General features: G+C 36.9%; 27 protein-coding genes and 1 other annotated feature. Of the genes, 6 read left to right on the plus strand and 21 right to left on the minus strand.

Features of this window, described 5'->3' with window-relative positions; genetic code table 11:
- Nucleotides 1–32: 32 nt before the first annotated feature.
- The 11 genes from glyQ to rplJ all read right to left on the minus strand — a co-directional run bounded on the left by glyQ (nucleotide 33) and on the right by rplJ (nucleotide 8,616).
- Entirely contained in the window at nucleotides 33–947 is a 915-nt protein-coding gene (gene glyQ / locus QEZ38_RS03025; protein ID WP_000038761.1) for a glycine--tRNA ligase subunit alpha, read from the minus strand.
- Nucleotides 948–2,011: 1,064 nt separating this feature from the next.
- A complete protein-coding gene (locus QEZ38_RS03030) occupies nucleotides 2,012–2,434 on the minus strand; it encodes a hypothetical protein (protein ID WP_248034163.1) in 423 nt (140 codons plus the stop codon).
- Nucleotides 2,435–2,528: 94 nt separating this feature from the next.
- Nucleotides 2,529–2,960, minus strand: a complete 432-nt coding sequence (locus tag QEZ38_RS03035) for a hypothetical protein (RefSeq protein ID WP_248034161.1) — start codon at nucleotides 2,958–2,960, stop codon at nucleotides 2,529–2,531.
- Nucleotides 2,961–3,256: 296 nt separating this feature from the next.
- A complete protein-coding gene (locus tag QEZ38_RS03040; RefSeq protein ID WP_248034159.1) occupies nucleotides 3,257–3,673 on the minus strand; it encodes an immunity 70 family protein in 417 nt (138 codons plus the stop codon).
- A 374-nt stretch (nucleotides 3,674–4,047) separates the two neighbouring features.
- Nucleotides 4,048–4,698 carry a DUF443 family protein gene (locus QEZ38_RS03045; RefSeq protein WP_248034157.1) on the minus strand — a complete coding sequence of 217 codons (651 nt, stop codon included), beginning with the start codon at nucleotides 4,696–4,698 and terminating at the stop codon, nucleotides 4,048–4,050.
- A 234-nt stretch (nucleotides 4,699–4,932) separates the two neighbouring features.
- Nucleotides 4,933–5,355 (minus strand): SMI1/KNR4 family protein, encoded by a 423-nt coding sequence (locus tag QEZ38_RS03050; RefSeq protein WP_248034155.1) that lies wholly within the window; start codon nucleotides 5,353–5,355, stop codon nucleotides 4,933–4,935.
- 112 nt (nucleotides 5,356–5,467) lie between these two features.
- Nucleotides 5,468–5,854, minus strand: a complete 387-nt coding sequence (locus QEZ38_RS03055; RefSeq protein ID WP_248034153.1) for a barstar family protein — start codon at nucleotides 5,852–5,854, stop codon at nucleotides 5,468–5,470.
- 346 nt (nucleotides 5,855–6,200) lie between these two features.
- Nucleotides 6,201–6,959, minus strand: coding sequence for a hypothetical protein (locus tag QEZ38_RS03060; protein WP_248034151.1), 759 nt, complete (start codon nucleotides 6,957–6,959; stop codon nucleotides 6,201–6,203).
- A gap of 251 nt (nucleotides 6,960–7,210) precedes the next feature.
- A complete protein-coding gene (locus tag QEZ38_RS03065) occupies nucleotides 7,211–7,534 on the minus strand; it encodes an immunity protein Imm33 domain-containing protein (RefSeq protein ID WP_248034149.1) in 324 nt (107 codons plus the stop codon).
- 142 nt (nucleotides 7,535–7,676) lie between these two features.
- On the minus strand, nucleotides 7,677–8,042 hold the full coding sequence (gene rplL, locus QEZ38_RS03070) for a 50S ribosomal protein L7/L12 (protein WP_281334991.1): 366 nt from the start codon (nucleotides 8,040–8,042) through the stop codon (nucleotides 7,677–7,679).
- 73 nt (nucleotides 8,043–8,115) lie between these two features.
- Nucleotides 8,116–8,616, minus strand: a complete 501-nt coding sequence (rplJ, locus tag QEZ38_RS03075; protein WP_001287269.1) for a 50S ribosomal protein L10 — start codon at nucleotides 8,614–8,616, stop codon at nucleotides 8,116–8,118.
- Between the two features lie 38 nt (nucleotides 8,617–8,654).
- Nucleotides 8,655–8,790: a sequence feature (ribosomal protein L10 leader region), on the minus strand.
- 175 nt (nucleotides 8,791–8,965) lie between these two features.
- Here rplJ and QEZ38_RS03080 point away from each other — a divergent pair.
- Together QEZ38_RS03080 and QEZ38_RS03085 are read left to right on the plus strand one after the other, a co-directional pair.
- Complete coding sequence (locus QEZ38_RS03080; RefSeq protein WP_153224740.1) at nucleotides 8,966–9,493, plus strand: ECF transporter S component; 528 nt, start codon at nucleotides 8,966–8,968, stop codon at nucleotides 9,491–9,493.
- Nucleotides 9,494–9,511: 18 nt separating this feature from the next.
- Entirely contained in the window at nucleotides 9,512–10,027 is a 516-nt protein-coding gene (locus tag QEZ38_RS03085; RefSeq protein ID WP_281334992.1) for a transcription repressor NadR, read from the plus strand.
- Here the strand turns inward: QEZ38_RS03085 and QEZ38_RS03090 are convergent.
- The 7 genes from QEZ38_RS03090 to uvrB form a co-directional block, all read right to left on the minus strand.
- Nucleotides 10,024–10,491 (minus strand): 8-oxo-dGTP diphosphatase, encoded by a 468-nt coding sequence (locus QEZ38_RS03090; RefSeq protein WP_281334993.1) that lies wholly within the window; start codon nucleotides 10,489–10,491, stop codon nucleotides 10,024–10,026. The two genes, QEZ38_RS03085 and QEZ38_RS03090, sit on opposite strands and share 4 nt — an antisense overlap.
- 22 nt (nucleotides 10,492–10,513) lie before the next feature.
- Nucleotides 10,514–10,948: a hypothetical protein gene (locus QEZ38_RS03095; RefSeq protein ID WP_045763321.1), complete on the minus strand. Its 435-nt coding sequence runs from the start codon at nucleotides 10,946–10,948 to the stop codon at nucleotides 10,514–10,516.
- Nucleotides 10,945–11,469 (minus strand): hypothetical protein, encoded by a 525-nt coding sequence (locus QEZ38_RS03100; RefSeq protein WP_241768492.1) that lies wholly within the window; start codon nucleotides 11,467–11,469, stop codon nucleotides 10,945–10,947. The genes QEZ38_RS03095 and QEZ38_RS03100 overlap by 4 nt, the downstream gene beginning before the upstream one ends.
- Nucleotides 11,470–11,529: 60 nt before the next feature.
- A complete protein-coding gene (locus tag QEZ38_RS03105; RefSeq protein ID WP_281334994.1) occupies nucleotides 11,530–11,997 on the minus strand; it encodes a hypothetical protein in 468 nt (155 codons plus the stop codon).
- Nucleotides 11,994–12,620 carry an NAD(P)H-dependent oxidoreductase gene (locus tag QEZ38_RS03110; protein ID WP_281334995.1) on the minus strand — a complete coding sequence of 209 codons (627 nt, stop codon included), beginning with the start codon at nucleotides 12,618–12,620 and terminating at the stop codon, nucleotides 11,994–11,996. The genes QEZ38_RS03105 and QEZ38_RS03110 overlap by 4 nt, the downstream gene beginning before the upstream one ends.
- Nucleotides 12,621–12,727: 107 nt before the next feature.
- Entirely contained in the window at nucleotides 12,728–13,225 is a 498-nt protein-coding gene (locus QEZ38_RS03115; protein ID WP_281334996.1) for a GNAT family N-acetyltransferase, read from the minus strand.
- Nucleotides 13,226–13,237: 12 nt separating this feature from the next.
- Nucleotides 13,238–15,226, minus strand: coding sequence for an excinuclease ABC subunit UvrB (gene uvrB, locus QEZ38_RS03120; protein WP_281334997.1), 1,989 nt, complete (start codon nucleotides 15,224–15,226; stop codon nucleotides 13,238–13,240).
- Nucleotides 15,227–15,406: 180 nt separating this feature from the next.
- Between uvrB and QEZ38_RS03125 the strand changes: the two genes are divergently transcribed.
- From QEZ38_RS03125 to zwf, 3 genes are all read left to right on the plus strand, one after another.
- Nucleotides 15,407–17,581 carry an ABC transporter substrate-binding protein/permease gene (locus tag QEZ38_RS03125; RefSeq protein ID WP_281334998.1) on the plus strand — a complete coding sequence of 725 codons (2,175 nt, stop codon included), beginning with the start codon at nucleotides 15,407–15,409 and terminating at the stop codon, nucleotides 17,579–17,581.
- Nucleotides 17,581–18,321, plus strand: a complete 741-nt coding sequence (locus QEZ38_RS03130; RefSeq protein WP_001096308.1) for an amino acid ABC transporter ATP-binding protein — start codon at nucleotides 17,581–17,583, stop codon at nucleotides 18,319–18,321. The genes QEZ38_RS03125 and QEZ38_RS03130 overlap by 1 nt, the downstream gene beginning before the upstream one ends.
- Before the next feature lie 428 nt (nucleotides 18,322–18,749).
- Nucleotides 18,750–20,237: a glucose-6-phosphate dehydrogenase gene (zwf, locus tag QEZ38_RS03135; RefSeq protein ID WP_281334999.1), complete on the plus strand. Its 1,488-nt coding sequence runs from the start codon at nucleotides 18,750–18,752 to the stop codon at nucleotides 20,235–20,237.
- 39 nt (nucleotides 20,238–20,276) lie between these two features.
- Here zwf and ftsY read toward each other — a convergent pair whose 3' ends face one another.
- From ftsY to QEZ38_RS03150, 3 genes are read right to left on the minus strand one after another with little or no spacing between them, the layout of a single operon-like run.
- Nucleotides 20,277–21,722: a signal recognition particle-docking protein FtsY gene (gene ftsY / locus QEZ38_RS03140; RefSeq protein WP_281335000.1), complete on the minus strand. Its 1,446-nt coding sequence runs from the start codon at nucleotides 21,720–21,722 to the stop codon at nucleotides 20,277–20,279.
- A 3-nt stretch (nucleotides 21,723–21,725) separates the two neighbouring features.
- Nucleotides 21,726–22,544, minus strand: coding sequence for a Cof-type HAD-IIB family hydrolase (locus QEZ38_RS03145; protein ID WP_281335001.1), 819 nt, complete (start codon nucleotides 22,542–22,544; stop codon nucleotides 21,726–21,728).
- Nucleotides 22,544–23,335, minus strand: coding sequence for a Cof-type HAD-IIB family hydrolase (locus QEZ38_RS03150; RefSeq protein ID WP_281335002.1), 792 nt, complete (start codon nucleotides 23,333–23,335; stop codon nucleotides 22,544–22,546). Before QEZ38_RS03150 ends, QEZ38_RS03145 begins: the two co-directional genes overlap by 1 nt.
- A 333-nt stretch (nucleotides 23,336–23,668) precedes the next feature.
- Here QEZ38_RS03150 and QEZ38_RS03155 point away from each other — a divergent pair, with 333 nt between their 5' ends.
- Nucleotides 23,669–24,136 carry an 8-oxo-dGTP diphosphatase gene (locus tag QEZ38_RS03155; protein WP_049548291.1) on the plus strand — a complete coding sequence of 156 codons (468 nt, stop codon included), beginning with the start codon at nucleotides 23,669–23,671 and terminating at the stop codon, nucleotides 24,134–24,136.
- Nucleotides 24,137–24,211: the final 75 nt, after the last annotated feature.

The raw sequence follows: 24,211 nt of genomic DNA on the forward strand, positions 1-24,211 counted from the left end.
TCGCCCTTTTTCTATTCTTGTAACTATTTTTATTATTCCTCTTCTGCTAGGAGTTGAGCGCGTGTGGCTTCGTCAAGAAGTGGGTAGCCGAGTTTCTTGCGTTCAGCTACAAATGTCTTAGCTACGACACGGGCTAAGTTACGAATACGAGCGATATAACCAGCACGTTCTGTAACGGATACAGCACCACGAGCATCAAGCAAGTTGAAAGTATGTGAACATTTCAAAACGTAGTCATAGGCTGGATGCACAAGACCTAGTTCTAATGCACGTCCAGCTTCTTTTTCAAATTTTTCGAAGTTTTCAAGAAGCATGTCTTGATCTGAAACTTCGAAGCTGTATTTTGAATGCTCATATTCTGGTTGAAGGAAGATTTCTCCGTATTTAACACCTGGAGCCCACTCAATATCATAAACTGAGTCTACTTCTTGGATGTAAGAAGCCAAACGTTCCAATCCGTAAGTAACCTCAGCTGTAACAGGACCAGTTGCCAAGCCACCGACTTGTTGGAAGTAAGTGAATTGAGTGATTTCCATACCGTCAAGCCAAACTTCCCAACCAAGACCTGCTGATCCAGTTGATGGGTTTTCCCAGTTATCTTCAACGAAGCGAATATCATGTTCCAAAGGATTGATTCCCAATTTTTCCAATGACTCAAGATAGAGCTCTTGAATGTTCGATGGTGATGGTTTCATAACCACTTGGAATTGATGGTGTTGGTAAAGACGGTTTGGATTTTCCCCGTAACGACCATCTGCTGGACGACGTGATGGCTCTACATAAGCTGCATTCCATGGCTCAGGACCAATAGCACGAAGGAAAGTATAAGGGCTCATAGTTCCCGCACCCTTTTCATTATCATAAGCCTGCATGAGCATACAACCCTGATCATTCCAGTATTGTTGCAAAGTCAAAATAATTTCTTGAAATGTTAATTTCTTAGACATTGTTTACTCCTTTATTATAAATTCTTATGACCTAGAATACAAAAAGAACCGTGTCTTTGCTCCTAAGTCAAGTGACCTAGGGGCGTCAGAAACGCGGTTCCACCCTAATTTATTACTTCATTATTTTTTAAAATTTACCAAAAGCGCCACACTCATCTCTCAATCACCTGACTCTCACTATCACAGGCTCGCTTGGGATTTACTGATAAGATATTCTTTCTTGTCGTCTATTATAACAAAAAGGAATGAAAAAGTAAAATTATTTTATCATCACTCTTGTATTTTTCTCAGTATTAATTCTTACTAATCTTTCCAATTCTTTAGAATATTATCAATAGCATTCACTGATCCTATTCCTAAAACTAAAACTACAGACCGCAATGACACATTGCTTTAAGAAGGGCTGATAAAAAATACAAGATAATTGCTTTTAGACGATATGATCTTCTACTTTCTAGAAGCATTTCTAAATACTTCTTCGTTATTGAAGAACGATTATTAAATGGGTAAAAGAAGCAGCTAAGGAATCAATATCTAAAAAGTCAAATCCACTAATAAGCTAGATTGCTTAAAAGAGCAGTAAAATATCAATTTTTTCAGTATTTCAAGTGCAGAGGGAAAAATTTCTCTTCCTTGATACTGAGAAATTACTTACAGCATAGACGGCAATCAGATATCCATTTTGGTGACTGGCGAGATATCTCCTTTAGTACCTGAGCCAATAGTTTTCATTTCATAATTATTGCGATTGTATTGAAAGATTCCCTGCCAATATGTTGGTTTCCACAAATGGTCACACCTTTCTTCTTCATCATAAATCGAGTCCTGATATGGTCCTTTTGCGACAACTCTTTTCTTTTTTGAAATGGATTCGAGCTTTCTCAATAAAAAATTTCTTCATCCCTTGTATGCATATGATAAGCTCCATTTTCTTGAACGATTTTAATTCTATTCATCCAGTTTTCTTCATATACCGATTTTGACTGAAGGGTCAGTCTTAATGATTTCTGCAAAAAGTTTTTAACTTAGAGTTTTTCTAGTTTAAACATTTATCATTATCAAATCTAAACCTTCCAAAAGAAGTTCTGTTCACTCACTAAAACCTTAGAGACTTGAATATCTTGGCATACAATCTCAATTAACATACTTGATAAAGTAATTGTAGCTTGTATCATATTATTTTTCTCTTCGATAAGTCTAATGTCATGCACAGTGTGAGACATGAGATTGTCAAATGGAATATCTTTCATATTGAAATTTCTTGTGTCAGTCTCACTTTCCCAACATGTCCAACCCGCGTCCGTCTCATAGTTTACCTTAAAGCACCGATAGAAAACTATCTCCCAGCAATACTGATCCGATTTACCATTTTCAACCTCGATATAAAGTCTACATTCATCTCCAAAAAATGAAGCTCTAAAGTCTAATGCATAGGCGTCCCAGTAGTTCGTACCCTCAATCTCTTCCTCTAGTTTTAAAATGTCCACGAGTCACTCCCCTTCAATTTTTGAATTAAAATCTAATAAAAAAATGTATACATCTATAGAATAAACGAGAAACGCTTGCTAATTCATTACATTTCTAGTTAATTTCATGATGCAATTTAATCTCTCTCCTATAGTCTTTTGAAAAAATTCTAGGCAAATTATTTCTAAAATACTTTAGATTTTCCAATTGAGTTTTGACATAAAATTGACATCGATGGAGCCCCTCGTCATTATCTGCTACTTCCATATCCACTTCAATATTTAACTCTTCTTTTTCATTAATAGGTGCAAAAGTAAAAACAAAATAACCACTTCCACCAACCCTATCATCTCCAAAAATGATCTTTCTTGCTAGATTAGGATTTTCTATATAGTCATCCATGGTCAGTAATACCTTCGTCATCTCATCCTCAAAGAGATAGCATACTTGATAAATTGTTAGAAACTTTGTTTCACAAGTAAGCCTAACTTCGCAAAATTTTTCCGATTCATCGAACCACTCACTTCGTAGTACTATATTATCCAATTTCTTCCCTCCTCTACACAATTACATATAACACATCACTCTATATTATAAAATTTAACAATAAAAATATGACCATAGATAGGTGATTCAGCGTTTAGCATTTAAACAAATAGTTTCCATGATAGTGTTTAATAAGTCAGATTTTATTTACAACCGTATTCAAAATGATGACATTTCAAAAATCTCCAAAATCAGTTTATTCTTTTACAACTTAGAGTCATTTGAAATAATAAAAATCGGAGTTTCAATAATTTTAATGGTTCATTGGATTTAAAAAATTTTTAGAAAATCCATCTTCAGATACTTTTTACAACTACATTTTGACCTTCCTCGAGTGCGAATCTAAAACAAGTTAACATGACTTCAAATAAATCACTGCCTGAACTAGTTATGAAATATTGTGATAAATTTGTGATATGGGAAGCAATTTGATTACCCCAAGGAGGAGTGACTGACAAATCTTCAAAATCCCATATGATGTCGTGAGGTGGAAATTTTTTCAACTCTTCTTGGATAGATAACAACTCTGCTATTCCACTCTCAATGTCTTCCAAAGGAATATCGCCAAAATAAAGTTTATTCATGATAACGGGGTACTTACTTCCCCAGTCTTTATTCTCCAACTGAACATAAATAGTCGAAAAGAATGAATTAAAAAAGCTCCCTTCTCCTACTGTCCACCAATTATAACCTACCATTAAGCCTACAGACATAAAATCCACCTCCAAATTATTCTTAAATATTACTTCTACATCAACAGATGTCCTATTATTGTTAATAAAATCATCTGTCTACTGAAGATTAGCAAATGCTATCCCCTTATTCTATCTATTATGCGCTATCTCTAGCAAATTGTCTTTCCAATCTTTATGGTCGAGATCAAACTTTTATACATCTATGCTTTAATTGTCAATATCCTATTCAATCTTTAATTTCCTTTGATTTCCTAGGAGACCACTTTGCCAGATAAGTAAGATTATTGATTACTTTGGTCGTGTCTGACTAATTTATTTCTTAAACTTCCTCTAATATTCTTAACTGTAACCAATGGCATCGTACTAGTAATTTTAAAGATTAGATGGAATTTTTACTTAGATTTTAAAACTATCCGATATTCCTTTAAATCCCAGAAAGAGATATTGGCGAACATTACTATAAATAATAAAAACGGAATTATTCCTAATATAATAAAAGAATCAACTTCATCTGTTACCACAATAGTATAAACAGACCACAAGAGTAGAAATAAGAGGATGAAATAACCCATTATTTTACCAACTGCCATTTTCCAGTTAGCAGGGAACATTTTGACAAACACATAGGGTCGACCTTCGTAGTCGAGTGAAAGTCTTTTTTTATGAGAATATTGAAATCTAAACCCCAACACGAAAAATAAGATTATAAATAATAAACCGAATTTCGATACTGCTGCTACATTTGGAAGTTCAGGTAATAAAACCTTAACTAAATACCTCCTTAATAGTGTTGTACCGGAAATAATACATAAAGTTGCTCCTACAAACTGATACGGTTTTATATCAGAATAGGTTGAAGAAAGCAACGTCTTATATTCTTCAGGCTCTATACAATAACATTTATGAGCTCTAAAAAAAGCAAACAATGGAAAGAAAAGCAATAAAATACTAGCATCACAATCCAATAAGTAGTACTTGCTATTCCATTCAAAAACACGATATCTTACATTTTTATACAAGCTGTTTATAAGTACCAACTGCACTTTTACCTCCGTCCTAAGCACTTTTTAGGATCAAATAATGAGCCAGTCCCATTATCTATTTTACTTCCCAGCCAATCAAGTCCGTCATCAAGGCAAGCAATATTGTGATTATATTTTACAATAGTTACCACATCATCTACATAGCCAAAACAAAATCTTATCGACTGATGTTCTTTAGAATTCCTATCTATCATTATTGAGCATAATACCTACTTTTTTAGCTCAATAGATTCACTAGCCGTCTATTCTTTTTATGAGAAATTCAATAAAATCGCTAGCATAGTATTCTCCATCTCTAAAAACTGCTAACTCATTGGTCAAACTTTCCTGTTTTTGAAAATAAAACATGCCATCTTCCCCTTCACAGATGACTAATTGTTCAGAGTTACTAAATCCTTGCTTTCTATTCAGTTCGTTTATGTAAACAATATCACCTCCCACAACCGTATCAAAATCTAATCCATAAATACTGAATATTTCTTCTCCATAAATTTCTCCACCCATATAATTTTTCAGCCACCACTTATATGTTTCAGGAAAAGTAAAATGTAATCTTTCCTCAGCTTTTGTAATCCATTCATCAGAAACCCCCTCTCCAAACGGCCCAAAGTCCACACCACCAGTAGAAGCAATCTTCTTTTTTAATTCATCAATCATAATCCACCTATATTTATTTAAATTTTTTGAACTATTAGCATTTGTACAACTTGTCTAGCGATTATCTTCCTCACAGAAATGCTTGTATTTCTATCATATCAAACAATTAGTATTAATCTAGCAGATATACATTGAATGTTTTTCTTTTTCCATCAACTATATATCTTTCAACATCTTCTTTCCACCATGAAACTGTGTCAGATAATATTTCTAAAAAAATATTTTTAGAGTTTTCATCCTTGATAAAAAGATCTTTTGAATTGTTTATAAAAATATTAATCCTCTCTGGATGTATATAATTAGAACGCTGGAGTCTATCAGATAATGCATCCCAATTACCATCTTGAAGATCATCAATATTAAAACTTTTGGCTAATATCTCTATCGCATCTCTTTCACTTTGTACTTTTTTTCCATCAATATTTAGATTGAAATCATTAGAGCACTTAACCATTAAATTGTTTTTCTCTACCTTTGTTATTCTTCTATAAATATTCACTTAAAGTTCCCCTTCATAAACTGTTTAAAAATTTTTTCAAATTCATACTAGTATCACTTTTTTTATCCAGCACTCCGCAACTCTAGTAGTTCTTGTTTGCCTTTCTCCATTCCCATTCAAGCATTACTTTATACATTTTTGGGAATAATCTAATGGTTAACTTTTGATAAACGAAAGAGGCCTCTAGGAATCGATTAGTCATTCTACAACTCTTACTACAACCTTGATATGCTTATTAATATGTATATCGATAAAGTTCTTGGCTGTTAGGATTTGTTGGGGTATTGGGTGAATTTTCTAAAGTATTCAAGTCTATTACTAGAATCTCTGTTTTTTAACAATTTGGTTAGTCTTGAGCATCGCTCTCATAAACTAATAAATAGGCATTGTAATTTAAAGTATTTATAACCTTATAACTCGACAAAATAGATTGGGCAAGCCCCATAAATCCACCATTTAAAACTTGATAAACAAAATGATTTTCGGGATGAATAGTAGCTATATCTAACTCATATTCCGATTCAATTGAACGTAAATCCAGTCCTTCATCAATCAATCTAAAAGCAACATAATCGTCACATTTTATAAGTTTATCACTGATTTTCAAATAGAGTTCACCATCATTGGTTAAACTAGCTTCTACATAATATAAACCTTCCTCGATGTTCCCTACTTCACTTATTTTCAAAGGGACGCCCGATATTTTTTGCAGTTCAGTAGCTGTTTTTTCAAATTTAAATGTCAAGGAAACATTTATGAGTATTTCCATCATGCCTTTCTTAGAAAGAAAAACATAATGATTAAAATCATCAGCTGACCATATACCACAAGAACGATAACTAACTTCTTTCGATAATTTACTATCAAAAACTTGGTAGATTCCATAGCCATCAAGTTCATATTCTTTATTATATAGTTCGCTATACTTTTTACTAACAAACGATAGATACTTAATATAATTAACTGATAAATTGAATGTCTGGGTTCCATCAAATATCTGAACTATATCTGCATCTTGGGTTTCATGAGCAATCTGAAAGGCAAAATCCATGTACTCTGAAGAAATCGTATCCGTAAATAATTTTATTACTCTACACACTTTCATACCTCAATATCTCATTTTTATATCTCAAACGTCAATTTTGCTATTTTATCTGATGCTTTAAAACCTAAATCGGTTCTCTGACTATCATAATAGCTTGTGCATCAATTGTCAAGTTCAGATTTCTCTCAAACTTATTCTTTAGTAGGAATATTTCTCAGATAGTTTAGACCAAATCTATATAGTATCTATTTTAGCTTCATAGCACTCATCATTCTATGCAATAGTAAGTAGATGAAGTTGGCTTCAATACCCTAGTAAGATAATTTTTGACCACTATTTGTATCTATGAAATACTTCTTCTCACCTTCGTAAATAAGTATGAGTTCTGTTCCAATAGGCATGTTAAAAATTGATAATACCGCAGGTTCTATTTCAACAATTGTACTCCAGTCACATGTCGACATATTTTCAGCATGTGATAGATATTCTTCTGTATCTATTTCGGATAAAAAACGCCATCCGTTATCTAACTCATTAACACTGCTCTCGCGTAATATCCATTTTATATTCGCCTTATTTTCTAAAATATTATTCGATACTATTGAAGCACCTAATCCCATTCCTATTTTACTCACATTTGTCACCTCTATTTGTTTTAGTTAGTTCTCCACTTGAATTAGATAAGGTAAACAACTCAGATCCAAACCCCTATATATTCTATATATGATAAAAAAACCGAAGCGCAAGCTCCGGTTTTCATTTTTTATGGAAACTCTATTATTTAAGAGTAACTGAAGCTCCAGCTTCTTCCAATTTAGCTTTAAGTTCTTCAGCTTCTGCAGCTGCAACGCCTTCTTTGATGACACCTGGTGCACCATCAACAAGTTCTTTAGCTTCTTTAAGACCAAGACCTGTGATTTCACGTACAACTTTGATAACGCCGACTTTCTTGTCGCCTGCAGCTGTCAATTCAACGTCAAATGAATCTTTAGCAGCTTCTTCAGCACCACCAGCAGCAGCTACAGCTACAGGAGCAGCTGCAGTTACACCAAATTCTTCTTCGATAGCTTTTACAAGGTCGTTCAATTCAAGGATTGAAGCTTCTTTAATTTCAGCAATAATGTTTTCAATGTTCAATGCCATTGTTATTTCCTCCAAATAAGTTTATATTTTATGTTTATATTTTTGTAGCTAGGCTACGCTGCGTAGCTTAATATTAAGCTGCGTCTTCTTTGTTGTCTGCAACCGCTTTGACTGCAAGAGCAACGTTGCGCACTGGCGCTTGAAGTACAGAAAGGAGCATAGAAAGAAGTCCTTCGCGGTTTGGAAGAGTTGCAAGAGCAACGATTTCTTCTTTTGATGCGACAGCGCCTTCGATTGCACCACCTTTGATTTCAAGTGCGTCAGCGTTTTTAGCAAAGTCGTTCAAGATTTTCGCTGGAGCGATAACATCTTCGTTAGAAAATGCTACAGCAGATGGTCCAACAAATACAGATGCAAGTTCTGCAAGGCCAGCTTTTTCAGCTGCACGACGTAAGATTGAGTTTTTAATAACTTTATACTCAACTTCGCTTCCACGAAGCTCACGACGAAGAACTGTATCTTGTTCAACTGTCAAACCACGAGCGTCTACAACGACGATTGATGCAGCAGCTTTCATTTTTTCAGCTACTACGTCAACTAGTTCCGCTTTTTTAGCAATAATTGCTTCACTCATTAGTGTGTTCACCTCCGTAATTATTTTGCTTGGGGAATTTTTCCAAAAGAAAAACGCGCCCAAACCTAGACACGAAAGTACAATACGCTTCTTTTTACATGATACGTTTTGTCCTCGGTAGGATATTTATGAGTCGAGCTCCCCTACTGTCTTAGGCAGTTTTTTCAAACCGCTTATAAGTATACCACACTACTTTGATTAGTGCAAGAGTTTTTGCTTATTTTTTTAAAATTTTTATTTATTCTTTAACCTCTTTTATAGATAATCTCCTCAAAAATCAATTTTGCTTCTTGACTTGTTTGATTTTTTATTGTACTATACAACTGTATATACAGAAAAAGGAGTTATTATGAATACACAAAAGAAAACACAATTCATGACCTTAACCGCATTGCTAACAGCTATCGCTATTTTGATTCCTTTGGTGATGCCCTTTAAAATTGTCATTCCTCCCGCTTCCTACACTTTAGGAAGTCACGTTGCTATTTTTATCGCTATGTTTCTCTCGCCATGGATGGCTATCTTTGTTATCATAGCTTCTAGTTTAGGATTTCTCATGGCTGGGTATCCGATTGTCATTGTACTTCGCGCCTTTTCCCACATATTCTTTGGAAGTCTGGGTGCTTTCTATCTTCAAAAACATCCTCAAACCTTGGACAATAAGAAATCTTCATTGATTTTTAACTTTGTACTTGGTTTGGTTCATGCTATTGCTGAAGTTTTGGCTTGTGTGATTTTTTATGCTAGTACTGGAACTGACTTAAAAAATATGTTCTATGTCTTGTTTGTATTAGTTGGATTTGGTACTATTATCCATAGTATGGTAGACTATTACTTAGCCTTGGCTGTTTATAAAGCATTGAGAAAACGCCGTTAAGCGTTAAGAGAGAAGAACATGACAAAAAATCGAAAAGAAGCACTTTTACAACTGTTAAAGGAGTCCCAAAAACCTCTAAATGGCCAAACTTTAGCAGACCGTTTTCATGTAACCCGCCAGATTATCGTTCAGGACATTGCTGTTTTACGTGCTGATGGTGCTCCGATCTTATCAACCAATCGTGGCTATATTTATAAAGAAAATAAAACCAATCCTTATGTTCACAAACTGTTTAAAGTTAAGCACGAGATGGAAGAAATTGGTCAAGAACTTCTAGCTATCGTCGATAATGGGGGACGTGTTCAGAATACCTTGATTGATCATCCTGTCTACGGAGAAATTGAAACCTTGCTCAAACTCTCTTGTCGCCGTGACGTTCAGCATTTTTTAGAGCAAGTCGAAAGATCTGACTTTAGACCACTTTCTGAATTAACAGATGGCGTCCATTATCACCTAGTCGAAGCTGAAAACGAACAAGACCTTCTCTATATCGAGAAGGCCTTGGACCAGCTAGGTTATTTAGTAAAGGATTAGAATATTTTCTTTTCCCATCCATCTTCTGTACGGTGACGATAGAAAAATTCTGACTTATCAGGAGCTTCCATCATCTCCATCAAGGGTAACATATCATAGGCCAGATCCAAGTTTGGAATCTGGTCTTTTTGCACCCAGGAGACTTCTCCTTCATCCGAAGAACGAAGCCTTCCAGAAAACTCAGTCGCCTTATAACAAAAGACAATATAGCGTTCACCCGAATCTAAAGGCCAATTTTTAATGCCGACAAGTTGAGGATTTTGAATCGTCAGACCTGTTTCCTCGTAAATTTCACGAATAACAGATTCAGCGAATGCTTCTCCATTTTCAACATGACCTCCTGGAAAGGCATAGCCAGACCAGCGGTTGGTTTCAGGCGATCGATACTGCATAACCACGCGCTGATTTTCAAGGTCTTCTATTAGACAAATATTAGTTAGAATGGTTAATTGTGCTCGAGACATACATAGACTCACTTTCTAATGTTTAATTTTTTTCTACATACTTAACTTTAGACTTCATAATCAAAGGATTAACTAAGTCATGATATTCATGAATTTCATGGAGTAAGAATCCTCTGATGATTCTTATTTCATTTTTTTCCCTAATCACATAGTAGTCTAAATTGATAGGCATAGATGAATCTGGAACCGTGGAGAAAAATAAAAATATCATAAACCAGATTATGAGAGCAACGAATCCACTGAGAGCTTGAAAAATCAGATGATGCCATTGAAAGATTCTAGATTTATAAAAGATAGTCCACGGATGGATAAATAGGGTTAAACAAAGACCAAAGAACCAGAAATTCCACAAGACCGGTGTAAAGGCTAAACCAAAAAGCCCTAAGATAAAATGAAGCAGTACAAATACCAGGCACAAAAGATAAATAAATCTAAATACAGTTAGATGTTTCATCATGATTGACTCCTTTTCTTTTCAATATATTTCATTACTAGAGTTATAATAGATGCCAAACTGAAAAAGATCAGATAAGTTGCAATAGGAAACCAGATGTAGCGGTGATCTAGGGATAAGAGGGGAGGTAAAATTCCTTTACTATTTTTCCCGCCAATACCAATAAAGAGATGAACTATTAAACCAATACTATTAAGATAGATAAATAAATCTGCATATCTTTTTATTGTCATCCTTGTCTTAGACAAGTCTAGGAACCAATAGTCAAATAATCGATACACCAGACAAAAAAGATTTATATATATTGGAAAACTATAGTTGATATCTCGGTATGGAGACGGAATAGGAAGAAGTTTAAAAACAAGGGTAACACCTAGTCCTATTCCTAAGATGAGAGCAAGGATCAGGAAAAAACCTATAATTTTATGAGAATCTAGCCAAAGCTGAAAACTTTCTTTTCTTGGGTGATTCTTTTTTGTATTTGACTTTCTTTTGTTACTTTGATTTGATTGTATTTTTCCCATTTTCTTCTTTTCTCTTTTTCTTTTCAATATACTTGGAAATTATAATTGTCACAATAGGCACTAGAAAGAAAATGAAATAAGTAAGAGTGGAAACCAGATGTAGCGATAGTCTAATGCCCATATCGGAAGTAATCTTGTTCCTCTTTTAGAGGTCATCCCAATCGTTAACTGGAATACACAAGCAATTCCGTTAGGATATAAAAACACTTCTGCAAAATTTCGCAAGGAAATCCAGTCTTTCCTAAAGGTACGAAGGAAAGTATGATAAGATGCATTCACCAAAAGAACGATATTTAAATAAAGTGGAAAACTATAATGCAGTTCCCGATAGGGACTTGGAATAAGGGTTGTTCCGTACAATAGATATAATATTCCTAGAGCAGAAAAGAACAGAACGCTTGCATCAAGGATCCAGGCAATTGTTGAATGTTGCACAAACCACAGATTCATGCGGTCTAGTAGACCAATCTTTCGCTTTGATTTCTGGTGTTTTTTTAATGTTTTCTGTCTCTTACTTTTTTGTTTCATGATAATTTTTTAACTTCTTCTGCTACTTTTTGGAGATGATCTTCACGCATACTTGCTGTATTCACATCCCGTCCAACTTCACCTAGTACGCACACGCGCTTAGTTTTAATTCCACAGTGATTCAAGACCGCATTTTTCAAAACAGAGATGCCATAGCTATCTGGAATGTTGATAGGACCCGAAAAGATCTTGTACCACCAGGTAGGTGCCATAGAGGTTGCGTAAATACTGGCTGTTTTCCCTTTTAATAACTTTTTAAACTGCTTGCCTCTTAGGTAATTCCAGATAAAACTTCCCTGGTTATTGGCAGAGTAGGCAATTCCAGGTGTGAAGACCCGATCAATCCAGCCTTTCATGAGGCTAGGCATACTACTCCACCAGATAGGATAAATAAAGATGAAATGATCTGCCCATTGGATTAATTCCTGAGAACGAAGGATAAAAGAATCTTCTTCCATACGTTTTCGATAGCCGTATCGAAGAACAGGATTAAAGTTCTCTTCATTAAGGTTGATGACTTCAACTTCATGGTGACTTAAATCAATATTATCTACAATGGTTTGAAAAATAGCCTGACAATAACTTTCCTTATCAGGGTGTCCATTGATGACTAGAATTTTCATTCATCTTCTCCTTCATTTCTTTGTTTCATTTCTTTGTTTCATTCTATCTATTTCACTTTTTATACTTAATTAGTTGATAATGGTTCAAAGATTGATAGATAGGTCCTTTAGGAATTTTTATTTGAAGAACACATCATCCGCAATTCCTTAACAGGTTTTCCAAGTTTAAGTATTTTTTCTTGGCCATCAAAAGTAAAACCCATTTTTTGATAGAAAGCAATGGCTCTCTTATTATCTTTCAATACCCATAAAAATATTTCAGAGAAATGATCGAGAGCAACAAATGCAGCATGCATTAACTGTTCACTCACACCTTTTCCATAGTAATCTTTTAAAACATATAAGGCAATGATTTCACCAGCTTGAATGGTCTCATCACGAAAATTTCCATAGCTGATAAATCCAACGACCTGCTTTCCATCCATCGCAATCAAGGTATTTTCTGGATATTTTTGACTAAAGAATCGACATCTTTCTAATGTCATCGTCTCCTGAAATTCCACGGGTAAAAGATCGTCATAAGCCTCTCTCCACGTTTGCCAATGAACGAGGGATTTGCCTTCTATCTCTTCAGGAGTTTCCATTGTTTTAATGATAATCTTCATAGGCTCCTCCTACTAATCCAACGCCTTGACTTCCAACATCATATCACGTATTTGCGCTGCCAACTCAAAGTCAAGCACTTCGACGGCTTCTTGCATTTGTTTTTCCAGTTTCTTGACTAGTTCTTTGCGTTCTTGTTTATTGAGGCTATTGATATCTACCTCTTTTTCTTCTTCCTTAGCAACTGCCTTGGTTACGGCAATCAGGTCACGGATTTCTTTCTTAATGGTTTGTGGGACGATGCCATGCTCTTCATTATAAGCCATCTGGATTTTCCGACGACGCGCCGTTTCATCGATGGCACGTTGCATAGACTGGGTAACCGTATCCGCATACATGATGACATGACCTTCACTGTTACGGGCGGCACGTCCAATGGTCTGGATGAGTCCACGTTCATTTCGGAGGAAGCCTTCCTTATCGGCATCGAGAATAGCAACCAAGCTTACTTCAGGTACGTCAATTCCTTCACGAAGAAGGTTAATTCCGACTAAGACATCAAAGACTCCTAATCGTAAATCTCGGATAATCTCTGTCCGCTCTAAAGTCTTGATATCCGAGTGCATATACTTGACCTTAATCCCCATTTCTTTGAAATAGTCAGTCAAATCTTCTGCCATTTTCTTGGTCAAGGTAGTAATAAAGGTGCGTTCATTCTTTTCAACACGGGCATTGATTTCCCCCAAGAGGTCATCAATCTGTCCCATAGTTGGGCGCACTTCCACCTCAGGATCCAAAAGACCTGTTGGACGAATGATTTGCTCAATCACGGTGTCTGTTTGTTCCATCTCGTAATCACCGGGCGTCGCTGAAACATAGACAATCTGGTGGACATGACTTTCAAATTCTTCACGACGGAGGGGACGGTTGTCCAAGGCAGACGGCAAACGGAAACCGTAATTAACCAACATTTCCTTACGTGAACGGTCTCCATTATACATTCCTTTGATCTGCCCCATAGTCATATGACTCTCGTCAATCATAATCAGGAAATCATCTGGGAAGAAATCAAGAAGTGTGTACGGAGGCTCTCCTTCGCTTCGTCCATCCATGTGACGGGAGTAGTTTTCGACACCATTTGTATAGCCCATCTCACGTAGCATCTCGATATCGTACTCTGTCCGTTGTTTCAAGCGTTGCGCTTCAAGGAGTTTGCCTTCTTTTTCAAAGATAGCTAACTGCTCCTCCAACTCAGCCTGAATCTTAGCAATCGCTACTTCCATGTGGTCGTCATTGGTCACAAAGTGAGTCGCTGGGAAAATCGCCAAATGATCCACTTCTCCCAGAACTTGCCCCGTAAGAGCTTCGACTTCACGAATACGATCAATCTCATCTCCGAAGAATTCAACACGAAAGGCATGCTCGTCACGAGATGCTGGGAAAATTTCCACCACATCTCCACGTACACGAAATCTTCCCCGCTGGAAATCAATATCATTGCGTTCAAATTGAATATCGACTAATTCATTAAGCAGTTTATCACGAGAAATTTCAAGTCCTGGGCGCAGACTTACTACACTATCAGCATATTCTTTAGGGGAACCCAAACCATAAATACAAGATACGGATGCTACAACGATGACATCGTTACGCTCCAAGAGCGCTGATGTAGCGGAGTGACGGAGTTTATCAATCTCATCGTTAACTGAACTATCTTTTTCGATATAAGTATCACTAGAGGGAACATAGGCTTCTGGCTGGTAGTAATCGTAATAGGACACGAAGTACTCGACGGCATTCTCAGGGAAAAATTCCTTAAACTCCCCGTAGAGCTGGCCTGCTAGGGTCTTATTGTGGGCGATGACTAGGGTTGGTTTATTAACTTTGGAAATCACCTGGCTCATGGTATAGGTCTTACCTGTACCAGTCGCCCCCATCAGAATTTGAGCCTTTTCTCCACCCTCGATATTATCTACCAACTGTTCGATAGCTTGCGGTTGATCCCCAGATGGTTGGTATTTGGATACAAGTTTAAATTTGTTGTCTGTAATTCTATTGATCATAATTGCCTCATACACATTTTCTATCCTTCTATTTTACCATAAAAAGGATCGACTTACTGATTCTCAACTTCTTGCCGCTTAGCATCCTATGTCACATCTTCTTACATAAAAACACTAAATATTTGCCAACTTTTTTATTTTCTGCTATAATGGGTAAATATTCTAAAAAGGAGACTAAACATGAAGAAAAAAATCCTTGCATTTTTATTATTTTTATTTCCCTTATTCTCTTTAGGCTATGTTAATGCGGACACTATCAAGATTGTTAGTGATACCGCTTATGCACCCTTTGAGTTTAAAGATACAGACCAGACTTATAAAGGAATTGATGTCGACATCATCAATAAAGTCGCTGAGATAAAAGGATGGAATATTCAAATGTCTTATCCAGGCTTTGATGCTGCTGTCAATGCGGTCCAAGCAGGGCAAGCAGATGCGATCATGGCTGGTATGACAAAAACCAAAGAACGTGAAAACGTCTTTACCATGTCTGATACATACTATGATACAAAAGTTGTCATCGCAACGACTAAGTCTAACAAAATCACTAAGTATGAAGAACTCAATGGTAAAACTGTTGGTGTAAAAAACGGTACTGCCGCACAACGTTTCCTAGAAAGCATCAAAGATAAATATGGATTCACTATCAAAACCTTTGATACTGGTGATTTGATGAATAACAGTCTCAGTACAGGGTCTGTAAATGCCATCATGGATGACAAACCTGTTATCGAGTACGCTATTAACCAAGGGCAAGATCTCAGTATCAACATGGACGGAGAAGCCGTTGGAAGCTTTGCTTTTGGAGTTAAAAAAGGTAGCAAGTACGAATACCTAGTTACAGAATTTAACGAAGCTTTGGCTCAGATGAAAAAAGACGGTAGCTTGGACAAAATTATCAATAAATGGACAAGTTCCTCTAAAACTAATTCACAAGTGACTTCTCTCACTTCTACTACAAGCGCAGGGCAAAAAGCTACTCCAGTCAAATCAAAATACGTTATCGCAAGTGATTCTTCATTTGCACCATTTGTTTTCCAAAACTCAAGCAACCAGTACATTGGTATTGATATGGACTTGATCAAGGCTATTGCCGAAGACCAAGGTTTCGAGATTGAAATCACCAACCCAGGTTTTGACGCTGCTATTAACGCGGTTCAATCTGGTCAAGCTGATGGTATGATTGCTGGTATGTCTGTTACAGACGCTCGTAAAGAAACCTTTGATTTCTCTGATTCTTACTATACAGCTAATACTATTCTTGGAGTTAAGGAATCAAGTACCATTTCTTCTTATGAAGATTTGAAGGGTAAAACCGTTGGTGTTAAAAACGGTACTGCTTCTCAAACCTTCCTAACTGAAAATCAAAGCAAATATGGTTATAAAATTAAAACCTTTGCAGACGGTTCATCTATGTATGATAGCTTGAACACTGGTTCAATTGACGCCGTAATGGATGACGAACCAGTTCTTAAATACTCTATCAGTCAAGGTCAAAAATTAAAAACACCAATCGAAGGTACTCCAATCGGTGAAACTGCTTTTGCAGTTAAAAAGGGAAGCAATCCTGAATTGATTGAAATGTTCAACAATGGTCTTGCAAATCTTAAAGCAAGTGGTGAATTCCAAAAGATTCTTGATAAATACCTTGCAACTGATTCAACAAGTGAATCATCAACTGTTGACGAAACTACTATCTTGGGCTTGTTGAAAAACAACTACAAACAACTCCTAAGTGGACTAGGAATTACCCTTTCTCTAGCTTTGATTTCCTTTGCAATTGCGATTGTTATCGGAATTATCTTTGGTATGTTTAGCGTTAGTCCTTATAAATCACTTCGTATTATTTCAGAAATCTTTGTCGATGTGATTCGTGGTATTCCACTGATGATTCTTGCTGCCTTTATCTTCTGGGGAATTCCAAACTTTATCGAGTCTATCACAGGCCAACAGAGTCCAATCAATGACTTTGTCGCTGGTACAATCGCCCTCTCGCTAAACTCAGCTGCCTACATCGCTGAAATTGTTCGCGGTGGTATTAAGGCTGTTCCTATCGGACAAATGGAAGCTAGTCGAAGCCTTGGTATCTCTTACAGTAAAACCATGCGTAAGATTGTCTTGCCACAAGCAACAAAACTTATGCTTCCAAACTTCGTCAACCAATTTGTCATCGCTCTTAAAGATACAACTATCGTATCTGCAATCGGGCTAGTCGAACTCTTCCAGACTGGTAAGATTATCATTGCTCGTAACTACCAAAGTTTCAAAATGTATGCAATTCTCGCAGTCTTCTATCTTGTGATTATCACTCTTCTTACTAGACTTGCAAAACGCTTAGAAAAGAGGATTCAATAATGGCTAAATTAAAAATCGATGTCGATAATTTACATAAGCAATATGGTAAAAACAAAGTCCTTAAAGGAATCTCAGCAAAATTCTATGAAGGAGATGTTGTTTGTATCATTGGACCTTCTGGTTCAGGTAAATCAACTTTCTTGCGTAGCTTGAATCTCCTTGAGGAAGGTACAAAAGGTCATATCACGGTTAATGGTTATGATTTGACGGATAAAGCAACCAACGTGGACCACGTTCGTGAAAATATCGGAATGGTGTTCCAGCACTTCAATCTTTTCCCACACATGACGGTATTGGAAAATATCACTTTCGCACCAGTAGAGCATAAGTTGATGACTAAGGCCGAAGCTGAAAAATTGGGAATGGAACTTCTTGAAAAAGTTGGACTCGCTGATAAGGCTAATGCAAATCCTGAAAGCCTATCAGGTGGTCAAAAACAGCGTGTGGCTATCGCTCGTGGTCTAGCCATGAACCCTGATATCATGCTCTTTGACGAACCAACTTCTGCCCTTGACCCTGAGATGGTCGGCGACGTTCTTAACGTTATGAAGGAATTGGCTGAACAAGGTATGACTATGATCATCGTAACCCACGAAATGGGATTCGCCCGCAAGGTTGCCAATCGAGTTATCTTTACTGCAGACGGTGAATTCCTTGAGGACGGTACACCTGACCAAATCTTTGATAACCCACAACACCCGCGTCTTAAAGAATTTTTAGACAAGGTTCTAAACGCCTAGAAAAGGTAGGGCAAAAAGTCTTTATAATCAAAAAAACGCATTGTATCAGGTATTATAAAACTTGATATTATGCGTTTTATTCTGGGAAGATTTACTTCGATTGTTCCTGATACTCAATGAAAATCAAAGAGCAAACTAGGAAGCTAGCCACAGGTTGCTCAAAGCACTGCTTTGAGGTTGTAGATAGAACTGACGAAGTCAGCTCAAAACACTGTTTTGAGGTTGTAAATAGAACTGACGAAGTCAGTAACATATATACGGTAAGGCGACGCTGACGTGGTTTGAATTTGAGATTTTTCCCAGCCTCTTAGTATAGACGTATTGGATTTTTGGATTTTTTAGAAAATTATGATAAAATAAAGGATATGAAAATGGGGATTCCTCATGCCTAGTTTAACTAGGAAACAAAATAGAAATTAGGTAGCTAGATGTCATCAAAAGTTATTGTTACAATTTTCGGTGCAAGTGGGGATTTGGCCAAACGTAAGCTCTACCCTTCACTTTTTAGACTTTATAAATCAGGTAATCTTTCTGATCATTTTGCTGTTATTGGAACTGCTCGTAGACCTTGGAGTAAGGAATATTTTGAATCTGTCGTTGTCGAATCTATTTTAGACTTGGCAGATAGCGTAGAAGAGGCTCAAGCATTTGCTAGTCATTTTTACTATCAAAGTCACGATGTTAATGACACTGAGCACTACATCGAATTACGCAAGCTTCAGGCTGAATTAAACGAAAAATATCAGACTGAGCACAACAAACTCTTCTTCCTCTCAATGGCACCTCAGTTCTTTGGTACCATTGCTAAACACCTCAAATCAGAGCAGATTGTTGACGGTAAAGGCTTTGAACGTTTGATTGTTGAGAAACCTTTTGGAACAGACTATGAGACTGCAAGCAAACTAAACGAAGAGCTCCTAGCTACTTTTAACGAAGAGCAAATCTATCGTATCGACCACTATCTCGGTAAAGAAATGATTCAAAGTATTTTTGCTATTCGCTTTGCCAATATGATTTTTGAAAATGTTTGGAATCGTGAACACATCGATAACGTTCAGATTACCTTTGCAGAGCGCCTAGGTGTTGAAGAGCGTGGTGGCTACTATGATGAATCTGGTGCCCTTCGAGACATGGTTCAAAACCACACACTTCAGCTTCTGTCACTCCTCGCCATGGACAAGCCAGCAAGCTTTACAAAGGATGACATTCGCGCAGAGAAAATCAAAGTCTTTAAAAATCTTTACCACCCTACAGATGAGGAACTCAAAGAGCAATTCATCCGTGGTCAATATCGTTCTGGTAAAGTTGATGGCATGAAATACATCTCTTACCGTAGTGAACCAAATGTTAATCCTGAATCTATGACAGAAACCTTTGCATCAGGTGCCTTCTTTGTAAATACTGATCGCTTCCGTGATGTACCTTTCTTCTTCCGTACAGGGAAACGCCTCACTGAAAAAGGAACACACGTGAATATTGTCTTCAATCAAATGGATTCCATTTTCGGAGACCCTCTAGCACCAAACGTGCTTACCATCTATATCCAACCAACTGAAGGTTTCTCTCTCAGTCTTAATGGTAAAAAGGTAGGGGAAGAGTTTAGCCTTGCGCCAAATTCTCTTGACTATCGAACAGATGCAACTGCAACAGGTGCTTCACCAGACCCTTATGAAAAGCTCATCTACGATGTTTTGAATAACAACTCAACCAACTTTAGCCACTGGGAAGAAGTGAGCGCTTCTTGGGAGTTGATTGACCGCATCGAAAAACTTTGGGCTGAAAATGGTGCGCCACTACATGACTACAAGGCTGGTACAATGGGGCCTCAAGCCAGCTTTGATTTACTTGAAAAATACGGAGCCAAATGGACTTGGCAACCAGATATCGCTTATCGTAAAGATGGTCGTTTAGAATAATCAAAAACAATCCTGCAAGAATTCTTGCAGGATTTTCTTTTATATCAAACCTTCTAGAAGGCCTTTCATAAAGTTCTCAGAATTGAATTCACCGATATCATCGATTTTTTCACCAAATCCAATCAACTTAACAGGAATATTCAGTTCTTCACGGATAGCAAGAACGACACCACCTCGGGCAGTTCCATCAATTTTGGTTAAGACAATTCCTGTAACAGGAGTAATTTTTGAGAACTCTTTGGCTTGTACAAGAGCATTTTGACCTGTTGAGGCATCCAGAGCTAGGAAGGTTTCATGCGGAGCTTCTGGCACGACACGTTTAATGATACGACCAATTTTTTCCAACTCTGCCATCAAGTTTTCCTTGTTTTGTAAACGGCCAGCTGTATCAATCATTAGAATATCAACACCTTCAGCCACCGCACGTTCCATCCCATCAAAGACAACACTAGCTGGATCTGCTTTTTCAGGTCCAGTAACCACAGGAACATCTACACGACGACCCCATTCTGCTAGCTGGGCTACTGCACCAGCACGGAATGTATCCGCAGCAACAAGCATGACTTTCTTGCCTGCTTGCTTGTAGCGGTGAGCTAATTTACCGATTGAAGTTGTTTTCCCGACACCATTAACACCTACAAAGAGCATGACTGTCAAACCATCTTGGAAGTTAATGCTTTCATTGTACTGTCCATCTTTTTCGTAAAGCTCTACCAATTTTTCGATGATCACACGACGAAGAACATCAGGTTTCTTGGCATTTTCAAGCTTGGCTTCATAACGCAATTCTTCAGTAAGATTTGAAGCAAACTGAACACCAACGTCACTCATGATAAGCAGTTCTTCTAGTTCTTCGAAGAATTCTTCATCAACAGAGCGGAAGTTAGCAAAGAAGGCATTCAAACGAGCTCCAAATCCCGTACGAGTTTTCTTGAGACTACGGTCATATTTTTCCTGTACAGTCTCTTGAACTGGAGGAATTTCTTCGATTACTAGATCTTCTTCCACTTCTTCAGAAGTATCTGACTCCATCTCGTCTGGTTGAACTTGATCAGCTTTATCCTCGCCACTATCACTTGAAGATACTTCTTCGACTGGTGACTCAAATTCTTCTGCAACAAATTCCACTACTTCTTGAGAGCTGGCTTCAGTTTCTTCAACTTTTGTTGACTCTTCCTGACAACAATGGCATTCAGTTTCTTCTTCAAGCTGAATTTCTTCCTGAGGAGTTGCTATTGGATCAACTGTTTCTAGAGTAGTTTCTGCTACTGGTTCTTCCGACTCACTAGCTTCTTTAGAATAAGTTTCCTCAAATTCTGAACTTTGGTCGATTTCTTTAGTATTTTTCACTTCAACTTCATCAGTTCCAAGTGCTTTAACTTCCTCGCCAGGTTCTGTCAGATCCAAGTTTTCCAAAGCTTCTTTAACGACTTCTTCAATTTTTGGTTCTTCTTTTCTACCAAATAAACGGTCAAATAATCCCATGCTTTAGTTCTCCTTCAGTACATATTTTTCAATGGCCCAGGCAACAGCTTCCTCGTCATTGGTCATAGGAGTCACGACATTCGCAACTTCCTTGACCTCAGGCACAGCATTTTGCATGGCAACGCCGAGTCCTGCCCACTCAATCATAGAAAGGTCATTGGCCTCATCTCCACAAGCCATCACCTGACTTTGGTCAATTCCTAGATGGTCGATCAATTTAGCTAGTCCAGTAGCCTTATGAACGTTCTTTGGTGACCATTCCAAAAGCATATCGCGAGATTTAAAAATTTCATAATTGTTAAACAAGTCTGATGAAATGTTAGCAATTGCTGCATCCAGTGGTTCTTGGGCAAAGGCTGTCACACATTTATTGTAGGTCATCTGACTAGACAAATCTTCAAAGTCAATTGGAACAAAAGTCAGAGCAGGATTAAATTTAGCATACAGACTTTCTTGATCTGATTGGATTTGGTAAACTGTACCTTCTGAAATAGCGTCTAAAGGAATGCCTAGTTTTTCAGTTTCCTCGTAAATACGTGTCACATCATCAATCGAGAACACTGTCTTATCGAGGATTTCACCCGTATTTTTCTGAACCAATCCACCATTAAAGGTGATAGTATACTCATCATCATGGCCCTCTGTTCCAAGCTCTTTGAGGAAGAAATCCATAGCCTTGAGGGGACGTCCAGTTGTCAATACCACTTTGACTCCCTGATCACGCGCAGCCTTTAAAGTTTCCTTGGTACGATCAGTTAATTTCTTGTCTGTCGTCAGTAAGGTTCCATCTAAGTCCAAAGCAATTAATTTAATATCTGCCATTATAATTCCTCCATATAAGCGATAACTGATTGGTCCTTGTGGTGTCCAATAATGGTTTCAGCAAGTTCTAAAATCTCTGGACGTGCATTTTCAGGTGCCACTGGGTGCCCAACCACTTGCATCATGTGAAGATCATTTAGATTATCACCAAAGGCCATCACTTGATCCATATCCAGATTTAATTTCTTAGCCAATTCGACAATAGCGACTCCCTTATCAACATGGTCTAAAACAATATCAATGGATTCAAAGCCTGTCGTCATAGCCTTGACTCCAGGAACATGTTCATTGACCCAAGCTTCTCCAGCGTCAACCGTTTCTTCAGTGAAGTTAGTTGTGAATTTAAAAATCTCATCGGTAATATCTTCAAGACTGGCTACTTTTTTGATATTTTCATTGTAATGATGACTAAACATGAGATAGGTTTCATCTACTGTGTCTAATACATAGCAAGCCTCTTTACCAGTCAAGAGCATCTTTTTCTCATCAAAATAAGGTGAAGTTTTTAGTTTTTCAAATGTTAATAGGTAAAAATCACGAGGCATGGTTGCTTCATAAAGGTCCTCTCCATGGAAACGAACGAGACTCCCATTTTCAGCAATGAAAATAATCTCATCTTTAACATCCGCAAAATGCTTTTCAAGTGACAAAAGCCCACGACCTGAGGCAACAGCAAAGTAAATTCCTTTTTCTTGATAAGAATGGAGCAACTTTTTCAGACGCTCCATATCAAATTGACCGGCACCATCCAAAAAAGTACCGTCCATATCCGTTGCTACTAATTTAATCATAAAATTCTTCATACTCCAATTAATAAATCTACCTTCTATTATACCATAGAAAAAGTAAAAAAAGACGTGCTGAATTGACACGTCTTTGTCTTCTATAAATAATCCCGTAGGGCCAATTTAAAGGCCAGGCTGATTTGCTTACCTTCTTTTATATCCAACCTCTCAACACTTTTCTTCCAAAGTTCTTGATTGAAGTCTATTCTGAGAGTTCATCAGCTATTGCGTAAAAATTATCAATCTTTGGCTGAGATACATTTGTCACAATCATAAATAGCATATAGTTCTTGACATATAATCTTGCATATGAAAAAATACTTGTTGGAGGTTAATAATATGACTGAAAAAATCAAAAACTGGGTTAATATTTGCGTTTTGAAAAATCAAGAAATTTTATTACTTAATAGACAGCACGATAATTTTCCTGGTTGGATTCCACCGGGGGGAAAAGTTGAATTCCCTGAAAGTTTTTTTGAAGCCGCATTACGGGAACTTAAGGAAGAGACTGGACTCACTGCATTAAATCTTGAATTAAAAGGAATTTCAGGCTTTACTAATTCAATTGGTAATGAGAGATTTGTCTTCTATGACTTTTTATGTACTCAGTTTACTGGTGAACTAAGTACATCTGCTGAAGGTGAGCCAAAATGGTGGAATCTAAAAGATATTGATAAAATACCAATGCAAGATGAAATAAGAAAAAGGCTACCACTTTATTTAAGAAAAGGAAGCTTTGAAACTATTAACTATTGGGATGATAATAAGAAATGCATTAGTGAAAACAAAACAATTTTATTTGACTAATATTCTCTACGGTATAATCAAGGGTATCTAATAAAAATCATCTACTCTAACAACTTTTTCCTTATAGCTATAGAT

Origin of the sequence: Streptococcus taonis (genome assembly GCF_029948085.1) — a bacterium.
GTDB lineage: Bacteria > Bacillota > Bacilli > Lactobacillales > Streptococcaceae > Streptococcus > Streptococcus taonis.